The following is a 13,072-nucleotide window of genomic DNA, read 5'->3' as shown; positions in this document are numbered from 1 at the left end:
GGTCTCGGTGGCCGGCTCCGGCCCGCGTGGTGTCGCGGCGGCTGGCGGAGCGGCTCGCAACCGTCGATGATCGCACATTCCCGAGCCCGCCGCGGCTTGCGGTATGCTGGGCGCTTTCCAACATTGGCCGCCCGCGTTGCGGCCCGTCAGCGCGCATGTCCAGACGCACGAACACGGTGGCCGCAACGGTCGAAGGCCGCATCGACGCGATGCGGGTCGCGGTGCCTTTCGTCCGCGGCCAGGTGTGGTTCCGGGTCAACGGCGTGGCGGTCAACGGCACCTTCGACGACCCGGCCGATATCCGCACGCTGCAGGGTTTGCGGCAACAGGCCACGCCGGTGCGCGTCGGCGTGCTCGAAAGCGGCCCTCGGGGATTGCGTCATTTTTCCTGGTTGAACGCGGGGCAGGGCCGGGGCATCCCGCCGCGCTATTACGTCGATCAGCGCCGCCGGGGATGGCGCGGCATCGGCATCAGCCTGGCCGTGGCCGCGGTGGCCGGCGCCGGCGCCAGCCTGCTGGACCTGTCGTCGTTCGCGCAGGTGCTGTTGCTTGTGCTGGCCCTGACGGTGGCGCTGGTTGCCGTGCTGCTGGCTGGCTACTCGCTCTACGGCCTGTGGGACAACCGCCGGCATCGGGCGGCGATCCTGCGCAGCGAAGCGTTGTACCGCGACTTGCTGCAGACCCCCGTGCGGCACGTCGCGCCGACGGCGCAGGCGTCCGTCTCGCACCCGCAAGGCGAGGGCGAGACGCTGATCGCCGACGCGTCGCCCGAGATCCTGCTGATACGCGGCGTCCTGGCGTCGCTGACGCACGAGTCCAGGCCGTCGGTCCGCACCGCGCCCAGTTATGGCGTCTATCGCTTCCAGGTGGGCGCGCGCCGCTTCATCATGTACGTCGCCGAGAATTTCGGCGATGCGCTGCCGTTCCTGGCCGAAGGCGACCAGGTGGAGGTGGCCGCCTATGCCGGCCAGATCGCCGGCGCGGGGCCCGAGCAACTGGTCTACGGCCTGCGCAACCTGGAAGACGGCCGCGTCTATGTCTGCCACCACTATTTTCGAGCCGCCTTCACCGACATCGCGCCCGTGGGCGTGGGCCTGAGGCAGCGCGTGCCGATGCTGTCTTTGCTGGCGATCCTGCTCCTGGTGAGCTGGCTGGTGGTGGTGGCGGTGCTGTCCTCCTCCGATTCGCCGTCGAGTCGCGAGACGGCGCCCGAACTGGCCGCGGTGGCGTTCGTGTTTCTGCTGGTGGCCTGGCTTTGCGTCGCCTTGCCGCTGCTGATCCTGGACACGCGCTGGCGCATGGGCAGGCCGACGCGGCGCCAGCGCATCCTGGAGCGCATCTATCGCGCGCTGGGGCTGGGCACGCCGTTCGCGCCCACGGCGGTGATCGAGGAGGTTTAGGATGAAATTCTTTTCGGGCGGCCGGCGCGGCGGCGCGAAGCCGCCATTTCCTTGCGATTCCAAGTTCAAGAACTTCCTGCGCTGCTGCCTCGTCCTGTCGTTCGCCTTCGGGGGCGGCGTTCACGCCGCGGGGTTCCAGCGCCTGAACCTGCCGATGGACATGAACGGCCCGGCCCTGCAGGGCGGCATCTGGTATCCGTGCGCCGCGCCGCCAAGGGAAGTGGCCATCGGCCGCGTCACCCTCGCGGCGACGCCGGACTGTCCGATGACCGACGGGCGCAAGCCGCTCATCGTCATGTCGCACGGATCGGCCGGCTCGTACCTGGGCCATCACGACACCGCCGCGGCGCTGGCGGACGCCGGCTTCGTGGTGGCGGCGATCAACCATGTCGGCGACAACGCGGTGGACCGCTCGCGCCAGGGCTATCTGTCGATCTTCTCGACCCGGCCGCGCGAGATCAAGCGGCTGATCGACTACCTGGCCGGCGCCTGGCCGCAGCGGGCGCAACTGGACGGCGCGGTGGGTTTCTTCGGCTTTTCGCGCGGCGGCTACACCGGCCTGGTGCTGGCCGGCGCGACGCCCGATTTCACGCGCGGCCTGGCGCTCTGCGGCGGCGAACCGTCACTGCCGATGTGCCGCGACATCCGCGACGGCAAGGTGCCGGCGCAACCCTATGTGAAGGATGCGCGCATCAGGGCGCTGGTCATCGCCGACCCGCTCAACGCGTTCGGCGCGGATGCGCTCAAGGCGGTGTCGATGCCGGTGCAGTTGTGGGCCTCGGAGCGGGGCGGCGACGGCGTCACGCCGGCCAGTGTCGAGGCGGTGCGCGAGGGGTTGCCGGCATCCGAGTTCCACCCGGTGGCTGGCGCCGGGCACTTCGCGTTCCTGGCGCCGTGCTCGGCCGCGCAGGCCGAGGCCGAGCCGGCGATCTGCCGCGACGCGCCGGGTTTCGACCGCGCGGCGTGGCACCGTGACTTCAACGCGGCGGTGGTCGCGTTCTTCAAGACCGCGTTGCGCTGAACGCGCCGGGAAGCGCCGGCCTGCCGGCGTGAGCGGTTGACGGTCGATGCGCCCTGGCGTGCCGGGCGCTAGCGGCGGGCGTCGGCGGCGGCCCGCTTCCTGGCCGCGGCCTTGGGGCCGTCGCGAAACGCCACGTAGCTGCAATAGCGCTGGAAGTCCTTCCTGGCCAGCGCCAGGTACAGCCCCGTCGCGATCATGGCGGCACTGCACACAAAGCGGTGCAGCCAGATGTCGATCGAGTAGGGCATCAGCGAGGTCGTCAGGTACATGACCAGCACGCCGAAGCCCAGCAACGATACCATCAGCAGCCATCGCGCCCATTCGCTGCCACGGTACAGCCCGGCCAGCAGCAGCCCGGGAATGATTAGCTTGAGCAGGGGCGAGAGCTGGCCGCGCAGCAGCGGCATGAGGTCATAGCTGAGGGTGACCAGCGTGCCCGCCAGGACGATGTACCAGAACCGCTGACTGGTAGGCGCGTGACGCCGGGGAGCTTGCCTTCCTTCACCATTGTTCTGCTGCATGGAGTCTCCTTTTTGCCAAGGGGCCAGTGTAACGTCGTGCCGGCGGCGATGCGGGTAGACTGGCGGCTGGGTACACACCGGAGCACCGCCTTGGCCACCTCGTTGCGCAGATACACCGAGCTTCCCTACCTGATCGACTACCTGCAGACGGGCGAATTGGCGCTGCTCAATCCGAAGGCGTGGGACGACCGCAACGACTCGTTCTACATCGAGGAATACGCCCGCGCCAAGCGCCTGCTCGGCATCTATGCGCTGTGCCTGGCCGAGGCCTCCGAGACCTATCACCACTGGCGCGTGTTCTCCCACGGCAGCGGCGGGGTCTGCATCGAGTTCGACAAGGAAAAGCTGATCGAGCAGGTCAAAGCCGTGCCCGACCTGCGGGCCGAGGCGGTGCAGTACCGCACGATCAAGTCGCTGCGCGAGCAGCCGCCCGTCGAGGCCGACCTGCCGTTCCTCAAGCGCCACGCCTTCCGCGACGAAAAGGAGTTCCGCCTGTTCGTCTGCCGCAGGACGCGCGACACGCCGGTGCTGCGCATTCCGGTGGCGCCCGCGACCATCAAGCGCGTCACGCTCAGCCCGTGGCTGCCGGCCACCGTATGCGATCAGGTCAAGAAGGCGCTGAAGGCGATCAAGGGCTGCGAGAAGCTGCGCGTGTTCCGCTCGACGCTGGTCGAGAACGAGGATTGGAAGAAATTCGCCAGCGCCGGCCGCAAGGAGCCGGCATGACGGACGGCAACGACAAGATGGCCGCGCAGGCCGCGCTGTCGCCGGCGCAGATCGTCGACGCCTTTGAGCGGCTGGGCTGGACGAACAACGACCCCATGGGCCAGGTGTTGCGGCTGCGCCGCGATGACCCGGCGGCGCTGGGGGAACTGGTCACGCGGTTCCTGGATCGCGGCCTCAAGCACGCCACCTTCATCGACGCCGCGCTCGACCTGATGGACGACGCCACTTATGCCGCCACGTTGCGGCAGGCGTGGCAGCGGGCGCTGCGCGGGCCGGCCTCGGAAGGCGTGGCGGAAGTGCTGGATTCAGCCGCGCTGCAAAGGCCGCAGTTGTTCGCGGGCCACTGGCCGGCGCTGCTGGCCATGGCGGAAGCCGGCGCGGGCGGCCCGCGTTTCAATATCGACCGGGCGTGGCGCGCGCTGGACGCCGAGACGGCGCGGGCGTGGCTGGCGCAACTGCCGCCGACGATCGAAGCGGATTCCCCGGACCAACTGCGCGCCCGCGCCCTGTTGCACTCGCGCCAGCCGCGGACGGTGTCGCGCGCCTGGCGCCAGGGCTTCGGGGGCGGCGTGGATCCCGACGCCATCTATTGGCTGATGGAAGTGGGCTATGCCGACGACGACGGCCAGGCGCGCGCGCTGCATGGCGAGCAGCCCCTGCACATCCGTTTCGACGCGGCGCAACGCAAGCAGATGACGGCCTCGCAACCCGCGTGGCGGCGCGAGATCCAGCGCCTGCATCCCACCTGGGGTTCGCCGGCGCCGGATCCCGCGTCGCCGATGGCCACCGTGACGGCGGGCCGGATGGGCGGCACGCTCGCGGCCGCCTGCGGCCTGTGCCATGGACCCTTGCATCGCCTGTTGACCTTGCCGCGGCCCGAGGTGGCCGGTATCGATTGCGCCACACCGCTGACGCTGGCCACCTGCCTGTCGTGCCAGGGGTGGGAACAGGACGGCCCGATCCTCTTCTTCCAACACGACGGCGACGGCGCGCCGCAAGCGCATCCGTCGCAGCGCCGGGCCGAGCCGGTGACGCCGGAGTTTCCCGCCGAACCGCTGCGCGAGGCCGACGTGGCCCTGTTCCAGGCCCCGTCGCGCTGGGCCTGGCAGGACTGGGGCGATTCCAACGGCCGCCAGAACCTGAGCCGTGTCGGCGGCCCGCCCAGCTGGGTGCAGTCGGCGGACTACCCCGCCTGTCCGGATTGCGACCAGCGCATGTCGTTCGCGATGCAGCTCGATTCCGACCTGCCGCAGGCGGACGGCGGCGACTGGATGTGGGGCAGCGGCGGCTGCAACTACAGCTTCTGGTGCGGCCACTGCCGCGTCAGCGCGCATCTGTGGCAATGCACCTGAACGTCGCGCCGCCGGCATCAGCCGGGATCCCCGCCGCGCCTTTCACTGCGTACGCGACGCGGACCGCGCGCATGCCTACACCGGCCGGCTGGCCTGCGCGCGCCAGCACTTGACGGGGTCATCGCGCACCAGCGACTGGTGCACGCCGATCCCAGCCATCACGCCCGAGGCGCTGGCCAGCGTGGCATTGCCCATCTGCAGGCTGGCATCGCCCGCGGCGTAGACGCCCGGCACCGTGGTCTGCTTGAAATCGTCGACCCGCAGGTAAGGCCCCAGCAAGCCCTCGTCGAAGGCGCAGCCCAACTGCATTGCCAGCGGGCTGGCCATGTGCACGCGGCTGGCGACGAACAATGCATTGACCAGCAGGCGGCGGCCATCGGCCAACTGCACCGCGTCGATGCGTGGCGCCGAACCGAGCAACTGCGTCACCGGGGTGCGCTCGATGCGCACGCCACGGGCGATCAGCAGCGTGGCCTGCTCGGCGTCCGGCTCGAACTCGCCCTGGGTGAAATAGGTGGTGGGGCCCCAATCGGGCAGCAGCGCGGCCTGGTGCGAGGACATAGGGTGGGCGGCCAGCACGCCGAGCGGCTGGTCGGCCACTTCATAGCCATGGCAGTAGGGGCAGTGCAGCACCGTCCGGCCCCAGCGTTCCCGCAGGCCGGGTAGCGCGGGCAGTTCGTCGCGCACGCCGATGGCCAGGATCAGGCGGGCGCCTCGCAGTTCGCGGCCATCTTCCATGGTGACGAGGAAGCGGCCCGATTCGCCGGCGGCGCTGGCGGCGGCGCCGTCAATGAAGTCCACGGTGCGGTAGGCGCCCAGTTGGGCGCGTCCAACGGCGACGATCTCGGCCGGCGTCTTGCCGTCCTGGCCCAGGAACCCGTGCGAATGCGCGGCAAAGCGGTTGCGTGGCAGGCCGGCATCCACCAGCGCGATGCGGCGGCGGGCACGGGCCAACTGCATCGCGGCCGACAGGCCGGCGAAGCTGCCGCCGATGATGATGGCGTCGTAGCAGGGGGGCAGTTTTTCGGGCTTCATCGCTATCTCGATACTTTAAAAGTTGCATAATACGGCGATCCCGCCCGGTCATGCAACTTATAATGTTTCAAACCATGAACCAGGAGTCTTTCCATGCGCAGTGATAACCGCCTGTCCCGCATGCTGCACGTGCTGCTGCACATGGCGGAGCAGGACGCGCCGCTGACTTCCGAGACCATCGGCAAGATGCTGAGCACCAATCCCGTGGTGGTGCGGCGCATGATGTCCGGCCTGCGCGATCGCGGCTACGTGCAATCGGAAAAGGGCCACGGCGGCGGCTGGGTGTTGACGCGCCCGTTGTCCGAGCTGACGCTGCTGGACGTCTACCAGGCGCTGGGCGAGCCGCCGATCTTCGCGCTCGGGCTGGACCAGAGCGAACCCAAGTGCCTGGTGGAGCAGGCCGTCAACGCCGGGCTGGAAGGCGCGATGGCCGAGTCGCGCCGGCTGCTGCTGGAACGCTTCGCGACCATCCGCATGGATCAGTTGGCGCGGGACTTCCAGGAACGGCTCAAGCAGCATCCGCATTGCGGCTGACGGCGGTCGTCAGCGCGCGCACCACATCCACCAGGGCGACCTGGCCCTTGATGATCCGGTCGCGCGGACCTTCGAAGTCGATCCAGCCTTCATTGAAGCCGTCCAGCATCTGAATGCGGGGGATCGGATCGCGCATGCCCTGGGCCGTGAACAGCGCGCCCCAGCGCTCGCGCGGCACGGCGCGGACGGCCACCGACCGGCCCAGCACTTCGGCAAAGGCCCGGGCGGCATCGAGCGGACTGACCCGTTGCGGGCCCTCCAGTTCCACCACACGCAGGCCGGTCCAGTCTTCCCGCAGCAGTTGCGCGCCGACCCGGCCGACGTCGGCCGTGGCCACCATCGGAATGGCGCGCTCCAGCGGTTGCAGGTACGAGTCGATGACGCCCTGGTCGCGCGCGCTGGCGACATCCCAGGCCAGGTTCTCCATGAACCAGCCCGGGCGCAGCAGCGTCACCGGCAATGGCAGGCGGCGCAGCGCCTGTTCCATCAGGGTGCGCTGGGTCAGCAGGTTCTGCTGGTCGGACTGGGCGCCGATGGTCGACAGGCATACGACCTTGGCGGGTTGGCCCAGCGCAATGGCGGAGGTGACCGCGTCGATGACGGCGCGGGCCTCGGGAAAGCCGGGCCTCGGATCGAATTCGGACGGCGGCAGGATGAATACCCCGTCGGCCCCGGCGAAGGCGCGCGCCAAGGCGTCGGCATCGGTCATGTCGGCGATGGCCACGTCGCAGCCGCGGGCGATCCAGGCGGCGGCGTTGGCAGGGTTGCGCAGCACGGCGCGCACAGGCAGGCCCGCTTGCAGCAAAGAGGCGGCGAGCGCGCCGCCGACCTTGCCGCTGATTCCGGTAATGGCATACATGGGATTCTCTCCAGGTGGGGGGCGGGATGCGGATCGATCACGCCGGAACGCATCGTAGGCGCTGGCGATCATTGAGAGAATGGCAATTCAGTCATAACATTCATGACGTTTGCTCACTTATCTGGAATGTCTCGATGGATGGCCGCATATTGGCGAATATCGGCGTATTGGCCGCCGTGGTGGAAAGCGGCAGCTTCGCGCGCGCGGCGCAAACGCTGGGAATCACGGCCTCCGGGGTCAGCCGCGCCGTGAGCCGGCTGGAGGCCGGCGTTGGCGTGCGCCTGCTGGACCGCACCACGCGGGCGGTGGCGCTGACCGAAGAGGGGCGTCGGCTGTACGAACAGATCAATCCGCTCGTCGCCGGCATCGGCGAAGCGATCGACAGCGCCAGCGGCGCGTCGGTGGCGGTCAAGGGCCGCCTGCGCGTCAACGCCGATGCCTTTTTCGCCCGTCTGATCCTGGCGCCCCACGTGGGGCGGTTTCTGCAGGCGCATCCCGAGCTGACGCTCGATCTGGCCACGCGCGAGCAATTGGGAGACCTGGTGTCCGAGGGCTTCGACGTGGCGATCCGCTTCGGCGAGCCGCCGTCTTCCTCGCTGGTATCGCGCAAGCTGCTCGATACCCGTTCGCTGACCGTGGCCGCGCCGTCCTATGTGCGCAAGCATGGCGCGCCCGCGACGCCAGCCGATCTGGCGCGTCATGCCTGCATTCAGATGCGCAGTCCCATGACCGGCCAGCCGTTGGCGTGGTCGTACCGCAAGAACGGCCGGACCACACAAGTACAGACCTCGGGCCAATTGCACCTGTCCGACGGCTGGACGATGCTGGGCGCGTGCCTGGCGGGCGCAGGCATCGCCCGTTTCAAGGCCAGCGGCGTGCGTGAACTGATCCGCAAAGGCGAGCTGGTCGAGTTATTGCCGGACTATGTCGGTGACCGCTACGCCCTCTACGCGCTGTATCCTTCCCGCCATCTGCCCGCTGCCAAGGTGCGCGCGTTCATCGAGTTCGTGGTCGGCATCCTGGACGATCCCGCGGGGTAGGGCACGCCGCCGGCCGCCGGTGTATCCTCGCAGGCGAGCCCGCCCCGCATCCCGGACGCCGGCCCGCGCAAGAGAACACGGACGGCGGCCACCCGCGCCAGTCCGGCACTGCCCGACCAGGAGACATCGAACATGCTATTGACCGAAGAACAGCTCAGCGTCCAGGACATGGCGCGCCGTTTCGCCCAGGAACGCCTGGCGCCCAATTCCGAGCGCTGGGACCGCGAACACCACTATCCGGCCGACGCCATCCGCGAGATGGCCGACCTGGGATTCTTCGGCATGCTGGTGCCGGAGGAATGGGACGGCAACGCCAGCGGCTACCTGTCGTACGCCGTGGCGCTCGAGGAGATCGCGGCGGGCAATGGCGCCTGCTCGACCATCATGAGCGTGCACAACTCGGTCGCCTGCATGCCGATCCTGAAGTACGGCAGCGACGCGCAGAAAGACCAGTTCCTGCGGCCGCTGGCCACGGGCGCGGCCATCGGCGGTTTCGCCCTGACCGAACCGCAGGCCGGCTCCGACGCCAGCAGCCTGCGCACCCGCGCGGTGCGCGACGGCGACCACTACGTGCTCAACGGCGCCAAGCAGTTCATCACCTCGGGCCGCACCGGGCAGCTGGTGATCGTGTTCGCGGTGACCGATCCGCAGGCCGGCAAGCGCGGCATCTCGGCCTTCATCGTGCCGACCGACACCCCGGGCTACCAGGTGGTGCGGGTCGAGGACAAGCTCGGCCAGCATCTGTCCGACACCTGCCAGATCGCCTTCGAGGACATGCGCATTCCCGCCGCGTGGCGGCTGGGCGAGGAGGGCGAGGGCTACAAGATCGCGCTGTCGAACCTGGAGGGCGGCCGCATCGGCATCGCCTCGCAGTCGGTCGGCATGGCGCGCGCGGCGTTCGAATGCGCGCGCGACTATGCGCGCGACCGCCAGGCCTTCGGCAAGCCCATCATGGAGCACCAGGCGGTGTCGTTCCGGCTGGCCGACATGGCCACGCAGATCCACGCCGCGCGGCAGATGGTGCTGCACGCGGCGGCGCTGCGCGAGGCCGGCAGGCCGGCGCTGACCGAGGCCTCGATGGCCAAGCTGTTCGCCTCCGAGATGGCCGAGAAGGTCTGCTCGGCCGCCATCCAGACGCTGGGCGGCTATGGCTACCTGGCCGACTTCCCGGTGGAACGCATCTACCGCGATGTGCGCGTGTGCCAGATCTACGAAGGCACCAGCGACATCCAGCGGCTGGTGATCGCGCGGGCCTTGTAGGACGGCGCGACGCGCGGGCGGGGGCCGCCGAGGCGGGCGGCCCGCAGGCGTCGGCGGCATGGTTGACGCCGTGCACCGGCAGGGCCTGCTGGGGTATCAGTTCAACAGGGCCTGCACCACGGCCTGCGCCGGCGCTTCCAGCGGCTGTTCGCGTTGCAACCGCGCGATCTTTTCCTCGAACTCGCCCGCCACATCCGGCCGCACCTTCTTCATGGCGCGCACCGTCTGCGCCAGCAGCAGGCGGGCGTTGACGCTGCGCGGGAAGTCCAGGCACTGGCGCAGGTTGCCGTCAATGATCTCGCGTTCGCCATTGAGCTGGCCCGGCTGGTCCGGGTCGGCGCCGTTGCAGCGCACGGCCAGCAACTGTTCCAGGCGCAACAGGTAGTACGGGAAGGCGGCGCCGTCCGGCACCGTGTAGTTGGCGGGTGCCGCCAGCGGTGCCTGCGCGGTGGCGCGGCCGACCAGCGCCACCAGGTCCTCGGTCAGGCGCTGGATCGCGGCGGTCGGATCGGCCATCGGGAATTCGGCCGACAGCGCGCCGATGCACTCGGCGTCCTCGGTGCGCACCAGGCGCACCTCGGCGCGCCACGGCTCGGCCACGGTGACCAGGTGCGAGATCACCACGTAATCGCTCTGCGCCTCGCATTGCTGCGCGTAGCCGATGGCGTCGGTGTCGTCCCAGGCCGCGCCGCTCAGCAGGAAGCCGGGATGCGGCTCGGTCAGCCACGGCACCAGCGTCTGCGTGCGCAGGCCGCAGCGCAGCGCCAGTTGTTCGTTGAAGTACAGCGGCAGCGCGCGGCTCAGGCGGCCGGTGGCGTCGGCCAGTTGCCGCTCGGCGCCTTCGGGCGCGGCGCCGATCTCGGCCGAGCCGCCCAGGAACGACACCAGCGGACGGTCGGGCGTCACCGGCGTGAACAGCGCCGCCGCGGGCGAATCGGGCGTCAGCCAGACCGGGCCGCGGCCCAGCAGCATCGCCAGCCGCATCTGCGCCGGTTCGGTGGCGCCGTCACCCAGCGCGGCGCGCGCCAGTTCGGTGTCCCAATAGCCCAGGTTGTCCTTCCAGTCGGGGCGCTGCTGCGCGTAGAGCTGGTCGAGTATGGCGCGGGCCTCGTCGTGGCGGCCCAGTTCGACGTAGGCGCGGATCAGGTTGTTGCCGACCTGGATGCCGTGGTGGGCGGCCTCGAAGCGCGGCCCGGCCAGTTGCACGATCGGCTCGATCGCGCCGGCGTTGCCCAGGTCGCCGCTCATCTGCGCCAGCAGGTCGGCGGGCGCGGGCGTGCCGGCGCGGGCGAGCGATTCTTCATACATGGCGAGCGCGCCGGACAGGTTGTGCGCGCCCAGTTCACCGTGCGCCAGCCACAGTTGCGCGCGCCAGCTCCCGGGCAGGGCGGCGACCTTGCGCATGGCGGCCACGCCGGCGGCGTCGCCGCCGTGTTCGCGGTGGATCGCCTCGTACCAGCCCAGGCCGTTGTCCTGGTTGGGATCCAGCTCCAGCGCATGCCAGAGCGTGGCCAGGGCGCCGGCCTCGTCGCCGCGCTCGTCCTGGATCTTGGCCAGGTTGGTCAGGACGATGCCGGTCTCGCCGTGCGCGGCCATGAAATCGCGCAGCACCCGTTCGGCGTCGTCGAGCCGGCCGGTCTTCATGTAGACGATGGCCTGCAGCACCACGCCGCGCTCGGCGCCGGGTTGCAGTTCGACCAGGCGGTCGGCGGGCTTGACCATTTCATCGATGAAGCCGTCGCCGAGCGACTGGATGATCAGGCCGGCGAGCGAGTCGGGGTCGTCCCAGTGGCGCTCGATGGCGCCGGCCAGCACGTTGTCGCGCCACTGGTCGCGCGGCACGAAGATCTCGCGGCCGTAGGCGTCGTAGCTGCGGATCATGTCGGCGTCCTGCGGCGCCTGTGTGTCAGCGGCCGCCGCGTCGGCGGGCTGCGGCGCGGGCTGATCGGCGTGCGCGGCGGCGTCGGCGGGAGCGGCTTGCTTGCCGAGCAGTTTCTTCAGAAAGCTCATCGGGTCGGTTCCTAGGTTCGGGCGCCCGCCGCGCGGACGCGGCGGGCAAGGCGGCGACGCGCCCAGAGGGTGTAGATGACGAGGTTGCCGGCGACCAGCAGCAGCGCCAGCGCGACCTGGACGCCGCGCGTCAGGCCGTCCGGGTAGATCAGCGCCAGGATATAGTGCTCGACGAAGCCGCCGGCATAGCCTTGCTGGCCCGCCTGCTGGCGCAGCGAGACTTCCAGCGGCGTCAGCGGGCAGATCCAGCCCATGCCGATGACCATCGCGCCCCAGGCCAGCGCCGGCAGGTGCAGGTAGGCCAGGCGCCAGCGCCACAGCGCCAGCAGGCCGCCGAACACGACGAAGGCGACGAACAGGCCGTGAATGATCAGGACGGCGTCGGCCAGCAGGCGAGGGATCATGCGGGCATTCCTCCGGTGGGCATCCGCTGTCGCCGGGGCGACGGGGCCGACACGACGCGTTCGTGGCGACGGGCGGAAGGGGCGCCGGGCGCGGATGGCGCCGGCGCCGGTCGTCAGGGTTTCAGGTCGCGCAGCAGCTTGGCCAGTTCCGGCGCGGTCATCAGCGACACGCCCTCGGCGCGGGCGTATTGCAGGGCGTTGTCGGACACCTCGCCCAACGCGATGTAGATGGCTTCGCGCGCGCCGCGCTTCTCGCGCGCCGCCTGCAGTTCGCGCAGCGGCTCGACGCCGACCCGCGCGGCCTTCCAGCGCTTGGCGCTGACCATGGCGACGTGGCCGTCCTTGGCCAAGGCGAAATCGGCGCCGGGGCCTTGCAGCCGTTCGACCTCGCAGCCATCGCGGCGAAAACCGGCCTCCACCGTGGCGGCGAACTGCTGCCACGACATGGCCGCGGCGGCCTGCGCCACGGCTTCGACGCGGGCGCCCGACGGCGCGCGCAATTGCTTGTAGGCCGCCATGATGGCGATTACCGCGAACGGCACGGCGGCGAACACGCCCATGGCCGCATACTCCAGCGGCAGCGCGGCGAATCCACCCACCGACAGCAGCAGCGCCACGCCGGCGCTCATCCACCACGGCGAGCGCAGCAGCACCGCGAAGATGGAGTTCTGCGACATCTTGAACTTCATGACGCGCGCACCACGATACGCACGTCGCCGCAGGTGACGATCTGGCCGGGACGGATCTTGGCCGTCTTGCGCGTTTCGACCACGCCGCCCACGCTCACGTGGCCTTCGGCCACCAGCATCTTGCCGGCGCCGCCGCTGTCGCAGACGCCGGTGGCCTTGAGCAACTGGTTGACTTCAATAAAGGGGCTGCCTTCGGCAAGCGTGAATTCGATGATGGGCAT

14 protein-coding genes are annotated in these 13,072 nt (G+C 69.9%); 7 read left to right on the top strand and 7 right to left on the bottom strand.

What is annotated here, in order from left to right:
- Window positions 1–155: 155 nt before the first annotated feature.
- Together SB816_RS13860 and SB816_RS13855 are read left to right on the top strand one after the other, a co-directional pair.
- The gene (locus SB816_RS13860; protein ID WP_410547159.1) at window positions 156–1,400 is read left to right on the top strand and encodes a hypothetical protein; all 1,245 of its coding nucleotides are present in this window, start codon (window positions 156–158) and stop codon (window positions 1,398–1,400) included.
- 154 nt (window positions 1,401–1,554) lie between these two features.
- On the top strand, window positions 1,555–2,421 hold the full coding sequence (locus SB816_RS13855; RefSeq protein WP_410547265.1) for an alpha/beta hydrolase family protein: 867 nt from the start codon (window positions 1,555–1,557) through the stop codon (window positions 2,419–2,421).
- 68 nt (window positions 2,422–2,489) lie between these two features.
- On the opposite strand, the gene SB816_RS13850 is transcribed toward SB816_RS13855, so the two are convergent.
- Entirely contained in the window at window positions 2,490–2,942 is a 453-nt protein-coding gene (locus SB816_RS13850; protein ID WP_054502712.1) for a hypothetical protein, read from the bottom strand.
- 90 nt (window positions 2,943–3,032) lie between these two features.
- Here SB816_RS13850 and SB816_RS13845 point away from each other — a divergent pair, with 90 nt between their 5' ends.
- Window positions 3,033–3,668 carry a DUF2971 domain-containing protein gene (locus SB816_RS13845; protein WP_254604030.1) on the top strand — a complete coding sequence of 212 codons (636 nt, stop codon included), beginning with the start codon at window positions 3,033–3,035 and terminating at the stop codon, window positions 3,666–3,668.
- A complete protein-coding gene (locus SB816_RS13840; RefSeq protein ID WP_410547158.1) occupies window positions 3,665–5,020 on the top strand; it encodes a hypothetical protein in 1,356 nt (451 codons plus the stop codon). Before SB816_RS13845 ends, SB816_RS13840 begins: the two co-directional genes overlap by 4 nt.
- Before the next feature lie 75 nt (window positions 5,021–5,095).
- On the opposite strand, the gene SB816_RS13835 is transcribed toward SB816_RS13840, so the two are convergent.
- Window positions 5,096–6,055 carry an NAD(P)/FAD-dependent oxidoreductase gene (locus SB816_RS13835; protein ID WP_269873273.1) on the bottom strand — a complete coding sequence of 320 codons (960 nt, stop codon included), beginning with the start codon at window positions 6,053–6,055 and terminating at the stop codon, window positions 5,096–5,098.
- A gap of 93 nt (window positions 6,056–6,148) precedes the next feature.
- On the opposite strand from SB816_RS13835, the gene SB816_RS13830 reads away from it, so the two are divergent.
- A complete protein-coding gene (locus SB816_RS13830; protein ID WP_054502709.1) occupies window positions 6,149–6,589 on the top strand; it encodes an Rrf2 family transcriptional regulator in 441 nt (146 codons plus the stop codon).
- Here SB816_RS13830 and SB816_RS13825 read toward each other — a convergent pair.
- Window positions 6,564–7,448: an NAD(P)H-binding protein gene (locus SB816_RS13825; RefSeq protein ID WP_054502708.1), complete on the bottom strand. Its 885-nt coding sequence runs from the start codon at window positions 7,446–7,448 to the stop codon at window positions 6,564–6,566. The two genes, SB816_RS13830 and SB816_RS13825, sit on opposite strands and share 26 nt — an antisense overlap.
- A 134-nt stretch (window positions 7,449–7,582) precedes the next feature.
- On the opposite strand from SB816_RS13825, the gene SB816_RS13820 reads away from it, so the two are divergent.
- Together SB816_RS13820 and SB816_RS13815 are read left to right on the top strand one after the other, a co-directional pair.
- Window positions 7,583–8,488 (top strand): LysR family transcriptional regulator, encoded by a 906-nt coding sequence (locus tag SB816_RS13820; protein ID WP_064528109.1) that lies wholly within the window; start codon window positions 7,583–7,585, stop codon window positions 8,486–8,488.
- Window positions 8,489–8,620: 132 nt separating this feature from the next.
- A complete protein-coding gene (locus SB816_RS13815) occupies window positions 8,621–9,748 on the top strand; it encodes an acyl-CoA dehydrogenase family protein (RefSeq protein ID WP_006385295.1) in 1,128 nt (375 codons plus the stop codon).
- Between the two features lie 96 nt (window positions 9,749–9,844).
- Here SB816_RS13815 and SB816_RS13810 read toward each other — a convergent pair whose 3' ends face one another.
- From SB816_RS13810 to SB816_RS13795, 4 genes are all read right to left on the bottom strand, one after another.
- On the bottom strand, window positions 9,845–11,758 hold the full coding sequence (locus SB816_RS13810) for a tetratricopeptide repeat protein (RefSeq protein WP_410547157.1): 1,914 nt from the start codon (window positions 11,756–11,758) through the stop codon (window positions 9,845–9,847).
- A gap of 11 nt (window positions 11,759–11,769) precedes the next feature.
- A complete protein-coding gene (locus SB816_RS13805) occupies window positions 11,770–12,162 on the bottom strand; it encodes a DUF2784 domain-containing protein (RefSeq protein ID WP_064528112.1) in 393 nt (130 codons plus the stop codon).
- Between the two features lie 113 nt (window positions 12,163–12,275).
- Entirely contained in the window at window positions 12,276–12,851 is a 576-nt protein-coding gene (locus tag SB816_RS13800; protein ID WP_054502704.1) for a restriction endonuclease, read from the bottom strand.
- Complete coding sequence (locus SB816_RS13795; RefSeq protein WP_049073430.1) at window positions 12,848–13,072, bottom strand: RNA-binding S4 domain-containing protein; 225 nt, start codon at window positions 13,070–13,072, stop codon at window positions 12,848–12,850. The genes SB816_RS13800 and SB816_RS13795 overlap by 4 nt, the downstream gene beginning before the upstream one ends.

This window comes from Achromobacter sp. SIMBA_011, assembly GCF_046535435.1.
GTDB lineage: Bacteria > Pseudomonadota > Gammaproteobacteria > Burkholderiales > Burkholderiaceae_B > Achromobacter > Achromobacter dolens.
This window is presented reverse-complemented; position numbering and strand designations above follow the sequence as displayed.